Genomic DNA, 16,022 nt, shown 5'->3' with positions numbered 1-16,022 from the left:
GCGCACGATGGCTCCCTCCTTGAAACAAGCCGAGTTTAGGTACAGGCGACACCTCGCGCCGAGAAGACTCCAGGCGTGAGCTTGACCACACGGAGCGTGAACCTCGCGTTGGGCGAATGGCCGAAACCCCCGTCGCTCCACGGTACGCCCGGTTTTCGGGTCCGGTGTGCCGTCCGCGATGTGGGCAAGCTCTCCGGCACACCGTGCTGCGGCGCTTCACGTTTCTTTGTGGAAACCCTACGAATGCCGGGCGGAAACTTTGCCACGGCGTTCTGCTCGTCCGCACCCCTTGTCGCGGCGCTTACCCGTTAGTAGCGTGCTTCGGCACCAACAGAGTGGAGGGGGAACGCGGTGGCGCGCAGACCAGTGGCCGCGGTGGCGGCCGTCACGCTGATGCTCGAAGCGGTCGGCATAGCGCTGCTGAACTGGATCCTCGGCCTGGTCGTGGACCGTCAGCAGATGTCCATGGGCGGTATCGACACCGACGCGATGTCCGTCGGCACCTGGGTCGCGGGTGGCCTCTTCGGCCTCTATCTGCTGGTGTGCGGAGTGGTGCTGCTGCGCACCGCCGTGCGCGATCGCGCGCCCGGCCGCCTGGCCCGCATTCTGCTCATCACCTGTGCGGTGGTGCACGGGCTGTTGGGCGCGTTCTCGGTCGGCCTGGTGGGCTGGCCGGCGTTCGCGTTCATGATGGTGGTGCTGGGGCTGATTGTGCTGACCCTCCTGGGGTACGAGGCGGAGTCGACCGCCGGGCCCTCCGCCGAGACCGCGGGTGGAGACGCCCCCAGCCCGGCCTGATCCAGGGAAACTCCTAGCCGAAAATCCCCAGCCGAGGTCCGCCACGGGGTGTTCGGCGGACCATGCGGGCCTGGCCCCGGACCCCGAGGGAGGGAAGCGGCCCGCCATGGGCGTCAGGATCCGGCGGACACCCCTTGGCCGCTCCAGAGGTCCGTGATCCGCACGTCCAACTCGGCCAGCAGCCGGCGGAGCAGCGGCAGGGACAGCCCGATCACGTTCCCCGAGTCGCCCTCGATGCCGTCGATGAACGGCGCCGAACGGCCGTCGAGGGTGAACGCGCCCGCCACGTGCAGCGGTTCGCCGCTGGCGACGTACGCCGCGATCTCCTCGTCCGTCGGCTCGCCGAAGTGGACGGTGGTGGACGCGGTGGCCGAGGCGCGGCGGCCGTTCGCCGTGTCGATCACGCAGTGTCCGGTGCGCAGCACCCCGGTCCGGCCGCGCATCGACTTCCAGCGGGCGGTGGCCTCCTCGGCGTCCGCCGGTTTGCCGAGCGCCTGCCCGTCGAGCTCCAGCACCGAGTCGCAGCCGACCACGAGGGAGCCGGCGGTCCCGGGCAGCCCGGCCACGGCGGTGGCCTTCGCCTCGGCCAGCACCCGGGCCAGCTCGGCTGGTGTCCCGGCGCTGAGCGCGTCCTCGTCCACCCCGCTGACGATCACCTTCGGCGCGAGCCCGGCCTGCCGCAGCAGCCCGAGCCGGGCGGGTGAGGCGGATGCGAGAACGAGAGTGCGCTGCGCAGTCATGCGGACCAGGGTAAGCCGCCCCCGAAACGGCCCGGCCAGGGGCCGGAGCCCGGCCGTGGCCCCCTCATCCCGGCCGGATCAGGGCCATGCGCCGATCACGGCCGCATGGCTCAGGAGCACGCGCTCGAAGGGCGTGTGCTTCAGGGGCACAAGGCCATGTGCTTCAGGGCACATGCTTCGGGGCCGCGTGCTTCAGGGCCACATGCCGAGGAGACACATCGCCAGCAGCACGGAGACCGTCAGGACCGTGCGGGCGCGGCGGAGCATGGCCTCGGCGCGCCGCAGCTCATCGGGCGGCTCATCGGGCGGCTCGGACCACAGCATGGAATCGATCCTGAGGCCATGGACGCCGGGGCGCCTGAGTACGCGTACTCAGGCGCCCCGGCGCGATGGTGCCATTCCGGCCTGCCGTGCTCCTCTCAAGCGGGCCAGTACGTGGTGCGCCATGCCTTGGGGCCCGGATGCGGCACCCGGCGGCTGGGGACGGTGCGGGCCGGGTCGGACCACTCCTCCGGATCGTCCTCGCTGTGCGCAGCGGCCGTGAGGGCCGCCGCGCGCGCTTGCACCACCGCCAGAGCGGCGGCCAACTCCTCGGGGGTCGGGTTGCCCCGGACAATGCGGATCATGGAAACACCCTTCGCTAGAGGGGGATGTTGCCGTGCTTCTTGGGGGGCAGCGCTTCGCGCTTGTTCCGCAGCGTCCGCAGGCCGCGGACGATGTGGCGGCGGGTCTCGGAGGGCATGATCACAGCATCCACATACCCTCGCTCGGCCGCGATATACGGATTGAGCAGGGTGTCTTCGTAGTCCGCGATCAGCTCGGCGCGGGTGGTCTCCGGGTCGTCGGAGGCGGCGATGGTGCGCCGGTGGAGGATGTTGACCGCGCCCTGGGCACCCATGACCGCGATCTGCGCGGTGGGCCAGGCCAGGTTGAGGTCGGCGCCCAGGTGTTTGGAGCCCATCACGTCGTACGCGCCGCCGAACGCTTTGCGGGTGATGACCGTGATCAGCGGGACGGTGGCCTCGGCGTAGGCGTAGATCAGCTTGGCGCCGCGCCGGATGATGCCGTTGTACTCCTGGTCGGTGCCGGGCAGGAAGCCGGGCACGTCCACGAAGGTCAGGACGGGCACGTTGAACGCGTCGCAGGTGCGTACGAAGCGTGCGGCCTTCTCGGAGGCGTCGATGTCCAGGCATCCGGCGAACTGCATCGGCTGGTTGGCCACGATGCCCACCGGGTGGCCCTCGACCCGGCCGAAGCCGGTGATGATGTTGGGCGCGAAGAGGGCCTGGGTCTCCAGGAACTCGTTGTCGTCCAGGACGTGCTCGATGGCCTTGTGCACGTCGTACGGCTGGTTCGCCGAGTCCGGGATGAGGGTGTCCATCTCCCGGTCCTCGTCCGAGACCTCCAGATCGGCCTCGTCGGGGAAGGCCGGGGGCTGGGAGAGGTTGTTGGAGGGGAGGTAGGACAGCAGGGTCTTGACGTACTCGATGCCGTCCTTCTCGTCCCCGGCCATGTAGTGCGCGACACCGGAGGTGGTGTTGTGGGTCCGGGCGCCGCCCAGCGCCTCGAAGCCGACGTCCTCACCGGTGACCGTCTTGATCACGTCGGGGCCGGTGATGAACATGTGCGAGGTCTGGTCGATCATCACCGTGAAGTCGGTGATCGCCGGGGAGTAGACCGCCCCGCCCGCGCATGGGCCCACGACCAGGCTGATCTGCGGGATCACGCCGGAGGCGTGGGTGTTGCGGCGGAAGATCTCGCCGTACATGCCGAGTGAGACCACGCCCTCCTGGATGCGGGCGCCGCCGGAGTCGTTGATGCCGATGACGGGGCAGCCGGTCTTCAGCGCGAAGTCCATGACCTTGACGATCTTCTCGCCGAACACTTCCCCGAGCGCGCCGCCGAAGACCGTGAAGTCCTGGGAGAAGACGGCGACCGGGCGGCCGTCGACCGTGCCGTATCCGGTGACCACGCCGTCCCCGTAGGGGCGGTTCTGGTCGATGCCGAAGTTGGTCGAGCGGTGCCGGGCGAACTCGTCGAGTTCGGTGAAGGACCCCTCGTCCAGGAGGAGGTCGATGCGCTCGCGGGCGGTCAGCTTGCCCTTGGCGTGCTGCTTCTCCACCGCGCGCGCGGACCCCGCGTGGGTCGCCTCTTCGATGCGGCGCTGAAGGTCCGCGAGCTTCCCCGCGGTCGTGTGACGGTCTGGAATCTCGGGGGCGGTCTCCGGCTCGGTGGACATCGGGTTGCGGCTCCTGCTCGTCCTGGGGGTGGATACGGCGGACTGCTTCAGGGTCGGGGGGAAACGGGGGAAGGGTTCGGGATCGTGATCAGACGGGGCCTATGGGGGTTCCGGCGGTTTTCGGACCATTCGGCGGCTTTGCGCTGGCTGGGCTACCGGCACGTAGCGTATCGGCGGCACCGCCCGGTGGCACTGCGTCGTTGGCCACACCTCCTGACCCTAGGCTGGCCCCCATGACGCCTTCTGACACCTCAGGGAGCCCAGGTGACGGCCGCTGGTCGGACCTGGAGCGGCCACCGCTGAACGCCGCCGCGCTGCGCCGGGGGCTGGTGCGCCCCGGCGGGCTGTGGACCGAGCTCGAGGTGGTGCGGGCGACCGGCTCGACCAATACGGATCTGGTCACCCGGGCCCGGGCCGGAGCCCCCGAGGGCGCGGTGCTCATCGCCGAGGAGCAGACCGCGGGGCGCGGCCGGCTCGACCGCACCTGGACGGCCCCGGCCAGGTCCGGGCTCTTCTTCTCCATCCTGCTACGACCCGGCGGCGCCGGCGTGCCCACCGAGCGCTGGGGCTGGCTGCCGCTGCTGGCCGGGGTCGCGGCCGCCGGGGCGCTCAGCCGCACGGCGGGCGTGGACACCACCCTGAAGTGGCCGAACGACCTGCTGGTGAAGGTCGAGGGCGAGGAGCGGAAGTTCGGCGGGATCCTCGCCGAGCGGGCCGGGGACGCGGTGGTCGTCGGCATGGGGCTGAACGTCTCGCTGCGCGCCGGTGAACTTCCGGTGCCCACCGCGGGGTCGCTGGCCCTGGCCGACGCGATCACCACCGACCGCGATCCGCTGCTGCGGGCCGTGCTGCGCTCGATCGCGGAGTGGTACGGGGAGTGGCGCCGCTTCGGGGGGGACCCCGGGGCGAGCGGGCTCCAGGACGCCTACGCGGCGGGCTGTGCGACCCTCGGGCGCCTGGTGCGCGCCGAGCTTCCGGGCGGCCGGGAGCGCGTCGGCGAGGCGGTCGCGATCGACCGGGACGGGCGGCTGGTTCTGGCCACCGAGGGCGGGGTTCAGGAGCCGGTCTCCGCCGGGGACATCGTGCATCTACGCTCCGTACCCAGGGAGGAATGACCCTCCCGCGCAAGAGTGAGCTACGGCACACCTGACGTATCGTGGTCGCGGTCGCTCCAGCTCGGGGCGGCTGTGGACGAGTCGAAACCCCACCGGGAAGAGGGAACGGAAGGGCAGTGCGCAGGGATCGGACAGGGGGCGGACGGTGACCGCCGACGACGCGGGTTCCGGCACGGCCGAGGAGCGCGAGGCGCACGACGTCGCCGCGCCCGACGGGGCCGTACGGGACACCGGGGCGCGGGAGAGCGCCGCCGCGGAGGCCCCCGAGGAGGACGACCAGCCGGATCCCATCGCGCTCCGGCTGGAGCAGCTGATCCTCGGCGCCGAGCGGCGCTACACCCCCTTCCAGGCGGCCCGCAGCGCGGGCGTCTCGGTCGAGCTGGCCACCCGCTTCTGGCGGGCCATGGGCTTCGCCGACATCGGCCAGGCCAAGGCGCTCACCGAGGCCGATGTGCTGGCGCTGCGGCGGCTGTCCGGTCTGGTCGAGGCCGGGCTGCTGAGCGAGCCGATGGCCATCCAGGTGGCGCGGTCCACCGGCCAGACCTCCGCCCGGCTCGCCGACTGGCAGATCGACTCGTTCCTGGAGGGGCTCACCGATCCCCAGGAGACCGGGATGACCCGGACCGAGATCGCGTATCCGCTGGTCGAGCTGTTGCTGCCGGAACTGGAGGAGTTCCTGGTCTATGTCTACCGGCGTCAGCTCGCGGCCGCGACCGGCCGGGTGGTGCAGGCGGCGGACGACGTGGAGATGGTGGACCGGCGGCTGGCGGTCGGCTTCGCGGACCTGGTGAGCTTCACCCGGCTGACCCGCCGGCTGGAGGAGGAGGAGCTCGGCGAGCTGGTCGAGGCGTTCGAGACCACGGCCGCGGACCTGGTGGCGGCGCACGGCGGGCGGCTGATCAAGACCCTCGGCGACGAGGTGCTCTACGCGGCCGATGACGCGGGCATCGCCGCCGAGATCGCGCTGCGCCTGATCGAGACGCTGACGCATGACGAGACGATGCCCGAGCTGCGGGTCGGGATCGCGTTCGGCACGGTCACGACCCGGATGGGCGATGTCTTCGGCACCACGGTGAATCTGGCCAGTCGGCTGACGTCCATAGCGCCCAAGAACGCGGTCCTGGTGGACGGCGCGTTCGCGGAGGAGCTGAGCCGGACCGGGGAGGCCCCGGTGTCGGAGGCGGAGGCCGCGGAGGCGGCCGCCGCGGCGGAGAAGGAGGGCGAGGAGCCGCCCTCGTACCGCTTCGCGCTCCAGCCGATGTGGCAGCGGCCGGTGCGTGGTCTGGGCGTCGTGGAGCCGTGGCTGCTGAGCCGTCGCGCATGACGCCGTGCGGCGCTCGCGGGGCCGCCGCGTCCGGGTCGCTCCGGGTGGCTTCGGCTGGATCATTCCGGTGGCCGCGGCGGGATCGTTGAAGTGGGGGCGGAGCGAAGCCTGTTGGGCTAGCCTACGTGCGGCAAGATCCACTCGATGGATCCCAGGTCCTGTCGTCGAAGTAGCACCGTCCGCGACCGCCCGCGGGGTGGGCCCGGCGGTGTCCAGGAGCGCGTGTGTCACAGCTTTTCGATTCGAGTGCTCAGCGTCCGGGCGCCTTATCTCCACAGGGCTGTCCCGCCCATCCGGGGTCCGGTGCCGAACCGCTCCACGCGCCCGAGTTCGGGAGAGACCCGTTCGCGGTCTACCGGCGCCTGCGCGAGGCGCACGGTCCGCTCGCGCCGGTGGAGCTGGACCCAGGTGTCCCGGCCATGTTGTGCCTGGGGTACGACACGGCGCTGGAGATCATGCGGCGGCCCGAGACCTTCTCCAAGGACCCCCGTCACTGGCGGGCCAGGAACGAGGGCGTGCTGCCCGAGGGCAGCTATGCCCCGCACATCATCAGGCCCCGGCCGCAGGTCGACTTCGTGGACGGCGAGGAACACCGGCGGCTGCGCGGCGCGATCGAGGACACCACCGGCCGGATCGACTCCGCCGCACTGCGGAACTATGTCGAGCGGATCGCCGACTCGCTGATCGACCAGTTCTGCGAGGCGGGCGAGGCCGAGCTGATCGGGACGTACTGCGCGCTGGTCCCGATCATGGTCAGCAGCCAGCTCTTCGGCTGTCCGCAGGAGATCATGGACCAGCTGCTGCGGGGCGTGGCGTCGTTCATCGACGGCTCGGACCCCTCGGGCGGGGACCGGACCTCCGGCGCGGCGCTGCGCGAGCTGATCGACCTCAAGCGGCGTGAGCCCGGCGCCGACATCACCTCCTGGCTGATCGCGCATCCGGCGCGGCTGACCGACGAGGAGCTGATCGAGCAGCTTCTGCTGCTGATCGGGATGGTGACCGGGGTGGTGCCCGGTCTGATCGGCAACTCCCTGCGGGTGCTGCTCACCGACGAGCGGTTCTCGGGCGAGCTCATGGGCGGCAGCATGCTCGTCGAGGACGCCCTGGACGAGGTGCTGTGGACCGACCCGCCGGTGGCCAACATGGGGCTCTACTTCCCGGTCCATGACACCAACCTCGCCGGGAAGCGGCTGCGTGCCGGTGACGCCGTGATGATCAGCTTCGCGGCGACCAACCGGGACGCCCTGCTGAGGTCGCCACACAAGCAGGGCAACCGGGCCCATCTGGCGTTCGGCGCGGGCCCCCACGCCTGCCCCGGCCGCAGCTCGGCCCGGCTGATCGCCTCCGTCGCGCTGGAGAAGCTGCTGGACCGGATCCCCGACCTCGTCCTCGCGGGGGAGATCGAGGAGCTGAAGTGGCTGTCCGGGATCTTCGTACGGGGTGTGATCACCCTGCCGGTGCGGTTCGCCCCCGTCGCCAGGCCGGGGGGTCGGCTCACCTCGGCGCCCCCCGCTCGTCCGGGCGAGCCTGACCAGCGGCAGGATCTGCCGGCGGGGGCGCCCCCGCCGCCGCCCATCCCGCCGATCTCGCTGCCGTTCGCCACCGACGCGGCCTCCGAGGGCGAGGCCCTGATGGGGCCGGGGCCGGAGCTGGAGCAGCAGGCGGAGGACCGGCAGAAGCAGCAGTCGTCCCTGCTCGGCTTCCTGAACCGGTGGCGGCGGGCCCGCTGAGCGCTCCGCGGGAAGTGGCGCAAGGTGCGGTCGTTCATCCGCGGCCGCGTCGTGGCTGGTCGCGCCGTTCCCCGCGCCCCTTCGGGGCGTCGTTCGAACCGCGGCCGACTTCCGGCCGATCTGTTCAGGGCCCGTCCGGGCGGCTCACAGGTTCCGCACGCCCCGGGGAGCTGGAATGATCGCGGGCAGTGGGTTCACGGTCGTTGACCGGGAGGGTGTGGGTGATGAGTGAGCAGCGGTACGGGGAGTGGGTCGCGGTCCGCAGGGACGGCTTCGTGGCCGAGCTGGTGCTGGACCGGCCCAAGGCCATGAACGCGGTCTCCTCGGAGATGGCGCGCGGTATCGCGGCGGCCTGTACGGCACTGTCCGAGGACCGTGACGTCCGGGCCGTCGTGCTGACCTCGACCCATGAGCGGGCCTTCTGCGTCGGCGCGGACCTCAAGGAGCGCAACTCGCTCTCCGACGCCGAGATGATGCGGCACCGGCCGGTCTCCCGCGGCGCCTACACCGGGGTGCTGGAGCTGCCGGTGCCCGCCATCGCCGCGGTGCACGGCTATGCGCTGGGCGGCGGCTTCGAGCTGGCCCTGTCCTGTGACGTGATCGTCGCCGACCCCACCGCCGTGGTGGGGCTGCCCGAGGTGTCGGTCGGGGTGATCCCGGGCGGCGGCGGCACCCAGCTGCTGCCGCGCCGGGTGGGCGCCGCGCGCGCCGCCGAGCTGATCTTCTCCGCGCGCCGGGTGGCCGCCGCGGAGGCCCATGAGCTGGGCCTGGTGGACCGGCTCGTGGCGGAGGGCGAGGACCGGGCCGAGGCGCTGGAGCTGGCCCGGGGGATCGCCGCCAACTCCCCGGTCGGCGTGCGGGCCGCCAAGAAGGCGCTGCGGCTGGGGCAGGGGCTGGATCTGCGGGCCGGTCTGGAGGTCGAGGACGCGGCGTGGCGGACGGTGGCCTTCTCCGGCGACCGGGCCGAGGGCGTCGCCGCGTTCAACGAGAAGCGTCCCGCGAACTGGCCGGGGGAGTAGCCGACCCGGACCGGGGAAGCCGACCGGATCCGGGGAGTGGCCCCGGATCCGGGGCGAGCGGTGTCACCGGGGTGCCGGGGTTGACCGTTCGCTCGGATACCCGGGGTGAACGGCCCGCAGCGGATTGTTCTCGACGTTCTTACGCTGGAGAGCAGAGCGAACGTATGCATGGCCGTGAGGAATGCGAGGCCGTCGTGATGGACAACGGGGTGATCGGCAGACGGCCCGGCGGGGTCGACGGACGATTGCGGGCCGTCGTGCGGCTCGCCCAGGAGATGGCGGCGGCGCACACCCCGCAGGAGGCGGTGGGCGTGGCGGCCGAGGCGGCCCGCCGCGCCCTCGACGGCGGCTTCGCGGCGATCTCGATGTGGGAGCGCGAGCGGGGGCGGCTGCGGGTCCTGGTCAACGTGGGCGAGCTGATGGCGGGCGAGGAGCGGCTGCCGGAGGACGAGTCGTATCCGGTGCACGACTTCCCGGAGATCGCCGAGTTCCTGCACGACCACTGGGCCGCGGGCGGCGAACCGCACGCCTGGGTCGAGACCGCCGAGGGCGTGGGGGTCGGCCCGGCCCCGCACGACCGCCAGGGGGCCCCGCCCAGCGGCAGCTGGGGGAGGGTGGCCGCCCTGCGGAGGCGCGGCCGCGGCAGCTGTGTGGTGGCCCCGATCGTGCTGCACGGGCGGGCGTGGGGCGAGCTGTACGTGGCCCGAGCGGTCGGACGCCCGGTCTTCGACCGCGACGACGCCGACTTCGCGACCGTGCTGGCCTCGGTGACCGCCGCCGGGCTGGCCCAGACCGAACGGCTGGAGGAGGCGCGCCGCCTCGCCTTCACCGACCCGCTGACCGGCCTCGGCAACCGCCGCGCGGTGGACATACGGCTGGACGAGGCGCTGGAGGCGTATCACGCGGACGGCACCGTGGTGAGCCTGGTCGTCTGCGACCTCAACGGCCTCAAACGGGTCAACGACACCCTCGGCCACGCGGTCGGCGATCGCCTGCTGGAACGATTCGGCTCATTGCTGTCCATATGTGGCGCGATGCTGCCGGGGGCGCTGGTGGCCCGGCTGGGCGGCGACGAGTTCTGTCTGCTGGGGGTGGGGCCCCCGGCGGACGAGGTGGTCCGGGTCGCCGACGAGCTGTGCCGGCGGGCCGCCGAGCTGGAGATGGGCGAGGGCGTCGCCTGTGGCATCGCCTCCACCGGCGATCCGATCGGGCCCGTACCGTCCGCCCGCCGCCTCTTCCGCCTGGCGGACGCGGCCCAGTACCGGGCCAAGGCGGCCCGCTCGCCCAAGCCGGTCGTGGCGGGCCGCGAGGGCGGGCCCGAGGACCCGGTGATCCGGCTGGCCGACACGTCTTCCGCCCGTCCCCCGGAGCGGCGGCGCTTCCGGGGGCGCCGCTGACGGCGGCCACGACCGGGGGGCCGGGGCCCTGCCCCGGGCCCCGCTCCTCAAGCGCCGGAGGGGCTGAAGCGGGGGCTCCCACCGGACCCCGGGTCGGGGCCGCGTCTCGGGGTGAGCGTTCAGCCGTAGTGCCGTGCGGAGCCGCACATCGACACAGCCCCGCGCCCCTTTGGGCGCCTCCGGTTTCCGCCTGTCTGCTTGGGCGGGGTTGTGTTCTCGGGCCCTTCGTGAGGCTGTGACCTTAGGTCGGTGGGGCTTCGCCCCGGGCTGAGCGTTCCGCTGTAGTGCCCCTGACGTGTCGTCGATTCTCTGCGGCGTCGTCGTGGCTGGTCGCGCCGTTCCCCGCCCTTCGGGGCCCTGCCGGGCCGCCGCCGGGTTTCACCTGTCTGCTTGGGGGGCTTTCAGCCTTTCCGGCGTTTGAGGGGCGGGGCCCCGGGCTTCGGTGGGGGTCCCGTACAGCCTCTCCGGCGATTGAGGAGCGGGGGCCGGGGCGGGGCCCCGGGTCGGGGAGGGGCGGGGTGGGGAAGACCGCCGGGGTGACACTTGGCGATTCACTCTCTAGGGTTCCTGAATATGGATATGCACACTGTGGTGGTGGGTACCTCCGGAACAACCGCCGACGACGTTATCGCCGTGGCCCGCGGCGCCGCGCGGATCGAGATCTCCGAGGCGGCGCTGGAGGCCGTCGCCGCGGCACGGCAGGTGATCGACGATCTCGCCGCCAAGCCCGAGCCCGTCTACGGCGTCTCCACCGGCTTCGGCGCGCTGGCCGTACGCCATATCAGCCCCGAGCTGCGCGCCCAGCTCCAGCGCAACATCGTCCGCTCGCACGCCGCCGGCATGGGCGAGCGGGTCGAGCGCGAGGTGGTGCGGGCGCTGATGTTCCTGCGGATGAAGACGCTCGCTTCCGGCCATACCGGGGTCCGGCCCGTCGTGGTCCAGACGATGGCCGCGCTCCTCAACGCGGGGATCACCCCCGTGGTGCATGAATACGGTTCGCTGGGCTGCTCCGGAGACCTCGCGCCGCTGTCCCACTGCGCGCTGACCCTGATGGGCGAGGGCGAGGCCGAGGGGCCCGACGGGGCGGTGCGCCCGGCGGCCGAGCTGCTGGCCGAGCACGGTATCGAGCCGGTCGAGCTCCGCGAGAAGGAGGGGCTCGCGCTGCTCAACGGCACGGACGGGATGCTGGGCATGCTGATCATGGCCTGTGCCGATCTCGCCCGGCTGTTCACCGTCGCCGATGTGACCGCCGCCCTCTCGCTGGAGGCGCTGCTCGGCACGGACCGCGTCCTCGCGCCCGAGCTCCACGCGATCCGCCCCCACCCGGGGCAGGCCGCCAGCGCCGCCAACATGCTGCGGGTGCTGGAGGGTTCGGGGCTCACCGGGCACCACCAGGACGACGCGCCGCGGGTCCAGGACGCGTACTCGATCCGCTGTGCCCCGCAGGTCGCGGGCGCGGGCCGGGACACGCTCGCGCACGCCCGGCTGGTCGCCGAGCGCGAGCTGGCCTCCGCCGTGGACAACCCCGTGGTGCTGCCGGACGGGCGGGTGGAGTCCAACGGCAACTTCCACGGCGCGCCGGTGGCGTACGTCCTGGACTTCCTGGCCGTCGCCGCGGCCGACCTCGCCTCGATCGCCGAGCGCCGTACCGACCGGCTGCTGGACAAGAACCGCTCCCACGGTCTGCCGCCCTTCCTGGCCGGCGACCCGGGCGTGGACTCCGGGCTGATGATCGCCCAGTACACCCAGGCGGCGCTGGTGAGCGAGATGAAGCGGCTGGCGGTGCCCGCCTCGGTCGACTCCATCCCGTCCTCCGCGATGCAGGAGGACCATGTCTCGATGGGCTGGTCGGCGGCGCGCAAGCTGCGTACGGCGGTGGACAGCCTGGCCCGCGTCCTGGCCGTCGAGCTGGTCGCCGCCACCCGCGCCATCGAGCTGCGCGCGGGGCTGGAGCCCGCGCCCGCGAGCCGGGCGGTGCTGACGGCGGTGCGCCGGGCGGGCGTCGAGGGACCGGGTGAGGACCGCTATCTGGCGCCGGACTTGGCGGCGGCGGACGCGTTCGTACGATCCGGAGAGCTGATCGGGGCCGTGGAGTCGGTGACGGGCCCCCTGGACTGAACGGGGCGGGCGCCGGTACACCTCCGGGTGGGACCGAGCGGATCGGTGGACGTCGGCCGCGGTTCGGAAGGCGCCCTGAAGGGGCGCTGAGCCGTGTCGATGTGCGGCTCCGCCGCGACCGGCCACGACGCTGCCGCGGATGGTCGACGGCAGGTCAGGGCACTTCCGGCGGAGCGCTCAGTACGCCTCCGGGCGGGTGCGCCGCACGGAGGCGGTCACCATGGCGACGCCCAGGCCCAGGAAGGCCGTGCCGCCGAAGAGATACGGGGTGATGTCCACGCTGCCGGTGTCGGCCAGATCCCCGTCGGGCACGGCCTCGGTCCTGGGTCCGGCCCCGGTCGAACTCCCGGATGTCTGCGAGGTCGCCGATGACGCCCCCGGGTCCTCGACCGTGGCGTTGGCGGACGGGACGAACCACAGGGCGCACAGCAGCGAACCGGCAGCGGCGGCGGTCAGCAGCGGTCGGCGTGCGGACAACGGCATCCTCCTTGAGGCTGCGGCAAATTGACCCCGTGCGCCCGATCGTAGTGACAACTGCGGGTCGTGCGGAAGCGAGACGGGTCGGACCCCTAACCTCCGTCGCATGACGAGTACCGAGACAACACGGTTTGTCCGTCTTCGCGTGGACCTTGTGGTGGAGATCGCCGATCCGGACCGGCTGCGGCGGGCGACGTACGAGCAGATCGACGGCGATGAGTCCCTGGCCGAGGAGGAACGGGGCCACGCACGCCGCATGGTGGAGTCGGACGAGGCCGAGGCGCTGGCCTATCTGGTCGAGCCGTTCGAGCTGGTGGAGGAGGTGCCGGGGGTCGAACTGGTTCAGGCGTCCTGGAGCAGCGAGCATGTCGACTACGATCCTCGCGCCGCCGAGTGGTCAGGGGCCTTCGTCGATCTGGACGAGGACGATTGAGGGCAACTGGGGACGGCAGAGGGCAACTGAGGGCAGTCGAGGACGAATGAGGACGGCCGGGACGGTCGGTCGGCATCAGTCACCAGTCGGTACTTCGGGCGGCTAGGACGGCGGAGCCGTACGGGTCCGGTTACCGGAGGGACTTAGGCTTGGGCCATGCCTTTGCTAAGTGGCCTTGCGCACAGTTTTACTGTGCGTGGAACCGGCCAAAAGGTACAGGCGTTCTTGTCAGGCAGGTCCGGGGTTTCTGGGGTCCAGATCAAGATCCAGGTCAAATGGAGAAGCGTGTGATGACGGACGGCAAGCGCCGTAAGGGGCTGGTGGCCGTGGCCGCCGTGCTCGGCGGCGTACTCACTCTCGCCGCGTGCGGTGGGGATGGCGGCGGCGACGACGCCAAGAACGACGGGAACAAGTCGCAGTCGCAGGTCGACGAGGCGGCCGCCAAGGACGCGTCGGACGCCCACATCAAGATCACGCCGAAGGCCGGTGCGACGAACGCGGGCATCAACAGTGACACCAAGGTCACGGTCAGCGGGGGCAAGCTCTCCTCCGTCACGATGACGTCCGCGGCGACCGGCAACACCGTGGCCGGGACCATATCGGCCGACAAGACGTCCTGGAAGCCGAGCGGGCAGCTGGAGCGGTCCACCGAGTACAAGATCACGGCGTCCGCCGAGGACTCCAAGGGCCGTAAGGCGACCGAGAACTCGTCCTTCACCACCGTCTCGCCCGCCAACAGCTTTATCGGCAACTTCACGCCGGAGGAGGGCTCCACCGTCGGTGTGGGCATGCCGGTGTCCATCCGGTTCGACAAGGCGGTGACCAACAAGAAGGACGTCGAGTCGCACATCAAGGTCACCTCCAGCAGCGGCCAGCAGGTGGTCGGCCACTGGTTCGGCGGCAACCGGCTCGACCTGCGCCCGCAGGACTACTGGAAGGCGGGCTCGACCGTCTCCCTGAAGCTGGACCTGGACGGCGTCGAGGCGTCGCCCGGTGTCAAGGGCGTCCAGGAGAAGACCGTCAACTTCAAGATCGGCCACTCCCAGGTCTCCACGGTCGACGCCGAGTCGAAGGAGATGAAGGTCGTCCGCGACGGCAAGCTGCTGAAGACCATCAAGATCTCGGCCGGCAGCCCCGAGAACACGACCTACAACGGTCAGATGGTGATCTCCGAGAAGTTCAAGGAGACCCGGATGAACGGTGCGACGGTCGGCTTCACGGACGACGACGGCAAGGGCGAGTACGACATCAAGGACGTGCCGCACGCGATGCGGCTGTCCACCTCGGGCACCTTCATCCACGGCAACTACTGGGGCGCCAAGTCCATCTTCGGCAACGTCAACACCAGCCACGGCTGTGTGGGTCTGTCGGACACCAAGGGCGCGGGCGACCCCAAGACGGACGGCGCCTGGTTCTACGACAACTCCCAGGTCGGTGACGTCGTCATCGTGAAGAACTCCAAGGACAAGACCGTCCAGCCGGACAACGGCCTCAACGGATGGAACATGGACTGGAACCAGTGGGTGGCCGGAAGCGCCGTCGGCGGCGCCTGACGCACCCTCACCCTCACCACCGCCGGGCGGCGGCCGGCCTTCGGGCCGGCCGCCGCCCGGCGGTTTGACGTGGGGGACGCGGCGGGCCCGGGAGCGGCCGGAGAACGGGCGTGACGGCCGGGGAACCGGGGTGACGGCCTGTCCATGGACGGGTGCGCGCGGTGGCCATCCCCGTCGAGTGGCGTGACGGCCCGGCCGGAGGAGAATGGGCCATGGGGGCATCCCGTACCGGCCGCGCACGGCCGGAAGTGGCGATACGGAGGCGGCCCCATGCCCGAAGTCACGTCCTATCAGCCCGGAACGCCCTGCTGGATCGATCTGATGGTCCCCGACCAGCGGGCCGCCCTGGACTTCTACTCCGGGCTGTTCGGCTGGGAGGGAGAGGTCGGCCCCGCGGAGGCCGGGGGCTACGCCATGTGCACCCTGCGGGGCAAGCCCGTCGCGGGCGTCATGTCCGCACAGTCGGTGGGCGAGGAGGCCCCGCCGCCGACCGTCTGGACCACCTACTTCTGCTCCGCCGACGCCCAGGCCACCTCGGAGGCCGTCAGCCGGGCCGGAGGCACCGTGCTGCTGCCGGTCATGGAGGTGATGGACCTCGGGCGGATGCTGGTGGCGGCCGACCCGCTGGGCGCCGTCTTCGGCGTCTGGCAGCCGCTCGGTTTCTCCGGCGCGGGTCTCGTCAACGAGCCGGGCACGCTGATCTGGAACGAGCTCAACACCACCGACCGCGAGGCGGCTTCGGCCTTCTACGCGGAGGCGCTGGGTCTGGAGTCGAGCCCGATGGAGGGCGCCGAGGGCTACTTCGGGATCTCCGTGGACGGCCGTACGGTCGGCGGGCTCCAGCCGCTGCGGGAGGGGATGCCGCCGGAGGTGCCCCCGCACTGGCTGGTCTACTTCGCCGTGGAGGACGCCGACCGCGTCTCGGCGAAGGTGTCCGCCGCGGGCGGTACGGTCCTGCGCCCGCCGTACGACATGGTCGCGGGCCGGATGTCGGTGGTGAGGGATCCTCAGGGGGCGCCGTTCGCCCTCATCGCGCCGAGGCCCATGAGCTGAGCCGCGGGCCGCGGCTGAACCGGGGT

General features: G+C 71.7%; 15 protein-coding genes. 10 read left to right on the top strand and 5 right to left on the bottom strand.

Going from position 1 to position 16,022, the window contains the following annotated elements; translation table 11 throughout:
* Nucleotides 1–351 precede the first annotated feature (351 nt).
* Entirely contained in the window at nucleotides 352–798 is a 447-nt protein-coding gene (locus NQU54_RS29215; protein WP_257633667.1) for a hypothetical protein, read from the top strand.
* A 113-nt stretch (nucleotides 799–911) separates the two neighbouring features.
* Here the strand turns inward: NQU54_RS29215 and NQU54_RS29210 are convergent, their stop codons facing one another.
* From NQU54_RS29210 to NQU54_RS29195, 4 genes are all read right to left on the bottom strand, one after another.
* Nucleotides 912–1,538: a Maf family protein gene (locus NQU54_RS29210; protein ID WP_257633666.1), complete on the bottom strand. Its 627-nt coding sequence runs from the start codon at nucleotides 1,536–1,538 to the stop codon at nucleotides 912–914.
* Between the two features lie 192 nt (nucleotides 1,539–1,730).
* Nucleotides 1,731–1,862 (bottom strand): morphogenic membrane protein MmpB, encoded by a 132-nt coding sequence (mmpB, locus tag NQU54_RS29205; protein ID WP_257633665.1) that lies wholly within the window; start codon nucleotides 1,860–1,862, stop codon nucleotides 1,731–1,733.
* Between the two features lie 95 nt (nucleotides 1,863–1,957).
* Nucleotides 1,958–2,164: an acyl-CoA carboxylase epsilon subunit gene (locus NQU54_RS29200; protein WP_167501998.1), complete on the bottom strand. Its 207-nt coding sequence runs from the start codon at nucleotides 2,162–2,164 to the stop codon at nucleotides 1,958–1,960.
* Nucleotides 2,165–2,178: 14 nt separating this feature from the next.
* Entirely contained in the window at nucleotides 2,179–3,777 is a 1,599-nt protein-coding gene (locus tag NQU54_RS29195; protein ID WP_257633664.1) for an acyl-CoA carboxylase subunit beta, read from the bottom strand.
* 233 nt (nucleotides 3,778–4,010) lie between these two features.
* On the opposite strand from NQU54_RS29195, the gene NQU54_RS29190 reads away from it, so the two are divergent.
* From NQU54_RS29190 to hutH, 6 genes are all read left to right on the top strand, one after another.
* Complete coding sequence (locus NQU54_RS29190; RefSeq protein ID WP_257633663.1) at nucleotides 4,011–4,892, top strand: biotin--[acetyl-CoA-carboxylase] ligase; 882 nt, start codon at nucleotides 4,011–4,013, stop codon at nucleotides 4,890–4,892.
* Nucleotides 4,893–5,037: 145 nt separating this feature from the next.
* Nucleotides 5,038–6,216, top strand: a complete 1,179-nt coding sequence (locus NQU54_RS29185; RefSeq protein ID WP_257633662.1) for an adenylate/guanylate cyclase domain-containing protein — start codon at nucleotides 5,038–5,040, stop codon at nucleotides 6,214–6,216.
* 392 nt (nucleotides 6,217–6,608) lie between these two features.
* Entirely contained in the window at nucleotides 6,609–7,946 is a 1,338-nt protein-coding gene (locus tag NQU54_RS29180) for a cytochrome P450 family protein (RefSeq protein WP_257633661.1), read from the top strand.
* 224 nt (nucleotides 7,947–8,170) lie between these two features.
* Nucleotides 8,171–8,965 carry an enoyl-CoA hydratase/isomerase family protein gene (locus NQU54_RS29175; RefSeq protein ID WP_069873458.1) on the top strand — a complete coding sequence of 265 codons (795 nt, stop codon included), beginning with the start codon at nucleotides 8,171–8,173 and terminating at the stop codon, nucleotides 8,963–8,965.
* A 197-nt stretch (nucleotides 8,966–9,162) separates the two neighbouring features.
* The gene (locus tag NQU54_RS29170; RefSeq protein WP_257633670.1) at nucleotides 9,163–10,362 is read left to right on the top strand and encodes a GGDEF domain-containing protein; all 1,200 of its coding nucleotides are present in this window, start codon (nucleotides 9,163–9,165) and stop codon (nucleotides 10,360–10,362) included.
* 573 nt (nucleotides 10,363–10,935) lie between these two features.
* Nucleotides 10,936–12,480: a histidine ammonia-lyase gene (gene hutH / locus NQU54_RS29165; RefSeq protein ID WP_257633660.1), complete on the top strand. Its 1,545-nt coding sequence runs from the start codon at nucleotides 10,936–10,938 to the stop codon at nucleotides 12,478–12,480.
* A 177-nt stretch (nucleotides 12,481–12,657) separates the two neighbouring features.
* Here the strand turns inward: hutH and NQU54_RS29160 are convergent, their stop codons facing one another.
* On the bottom strand, nucleotides 12,658–12,963 hold the full coding sequence (locus NQU54_RS29160; protein WP_069873453.1) for a hypothetical protein: 306 nt from the start codon (nucleotides 12,961–12,963) through the stop codon (nucleotides 12,658–12,660).
* A gap of 100 nt (nucleotides 12,964–13,063) precedes the next feature.
* On the opposite strand from NQU54_RS29160, the gene NQU54_RS29155 reads away from it, so the two are divergent.
* From NQU54_RS29155 to NQU54_RS29145, 3 genes are all read left to right on the top strand, one after another.
* Nucleotides 13,064–13,390, top strand: a complete 327-nt coding sequence (locus NQU54_RS29155; RefSeq protein WP_257633659.1) for a hypothetical protein — start codon at nucleotides 13,064–13,066, stop codon at nucleotides 13,388–13,390.
* Nucleotides 13,391–13,665: 275 nt separating this feature from the next.
* Complete coding sequence (locus tag NQU54_RS29150) at nucleotides 13,666–14,943, top strand: L,D-transpeptidase (RefSeq protein WP_257633658.1); 1,278 nt, start codon at nucleotides 13,666–13,668, stop codon at nucleotides 14,941–14,943.
* Nucleotides 14,944–15,213: 270 nt separating this feature from the next.
* Nucleotides 15,214–15,996 (top strand): VOC family protein, encoded by a 783-nt coding sequence (locus NQU54_RS29145; RefSeq protein WP_257633657.1) that lies wholly within the window; start codon nucleotides 15,214–15,216, stop codon nucleotides 15,994–15,996.
* Nucleotides 15,997–16,022 lie beyond the last annotated feature (26 nt).

The organism is Streptomyces malaysiensis subsp. samsunensis (assembly GCF_024519315.1).
GTDB lineage: Bacteria > Actinomycetota > Actinomycetes > Streptomycetales > Streptomycetaceae > Streptomyces > Streptomyces malaysiensis.
Note: the sequence above shows the minus strand (reverse complement) of the source record. Positions and strands in the feature narration are given on the sequence as shown.

Bases quoted from the DNA above. Each gene is read 5' to 3' on its own strand.
- NQU54_RS29210 (WP_257633666.1), bottom strand. From the start codon at position 1,538: ATGACTGCGCAGCGCACTCTCGTTCTCGCATCCGCCTCACCCGCCCGG.
- mmpB (WP_257633665.1), bottom strand. From the start codon at position 1,862: ATGCTGTGGTCCGAGCCGCCCGATGAGCCGCCCGATGAGCTGCGGCGC.
- NQU54_RS29200 (WP_167501998.1), bottom strand. From the start codon at position 2,164: ATGATCCGCATTGTCCGGGGCAACCCGACCCCCGAGGAGTTGGCCGCC.
- NQU54_RS29195 (WP_257633664.1), bottom strand. From the start codon at position 3,777: ATGTCCACCGAGCCGGAGACCGCCCCCGAGATTCCAGACCGTCACACG.
- NQU54_RS29190 (WP_257633663.1), top strand. From the start codon at position 4,011: ATGACGCCTTCTGACACCTCAGGGAGCCCAGGTGACGGCCGCTGGTCG.
- NQU54_RS29175 (WP_069873458.1), top strand. From the start codon at position 8,171: ATGAGTGAGCAGCGGTACGGGGAGTGGGTCGCGGTCCGCAGGGACGGC.
- NQU54_RS29170 (WP_257633670.1), top strand. From the start codon at position 9,163: ATGGACAACGGGGTGATCGGCAGACGGCCCGGCGGGGTCGACGGACGA.
- hutH (WP_257633660.1), top strand. From the start codon at position 10,936: ATGGATATGCACACTGTGGTGGTGGGTACCTCCGGAACAACCGCCGAC.
- NQU54_RS29160 (WP_069873453.1), bottom strand. From the start codon at position 12,963: ATGCCGTTGTCCGCACGCCGACCGCTGCTGACCGCCGCCGCTGCCGGT.
- NQU54_RS29155 (WP_257633659.1), top strand. From the start codon at position 13,064: ATGACGAGTACCGAGACAACACGGTTTGTCCGTCTTCGCGTGGACCTT.
- NQU54_RS29150 (WP_257633658.1), top strand. From the start codon at position 13,666: ATGGAGAAGCGTGTGATGACGGACGGCAAGCGCCGTAAGGGGCTGGTG.
- NQU54_RS29145 (WP_257633657.1), top strand. From the start codon at position 15,214: ATGCCCGAAGTCACGTCCTATCAGCCCGGAACGCCCTGCTGGATCGAT.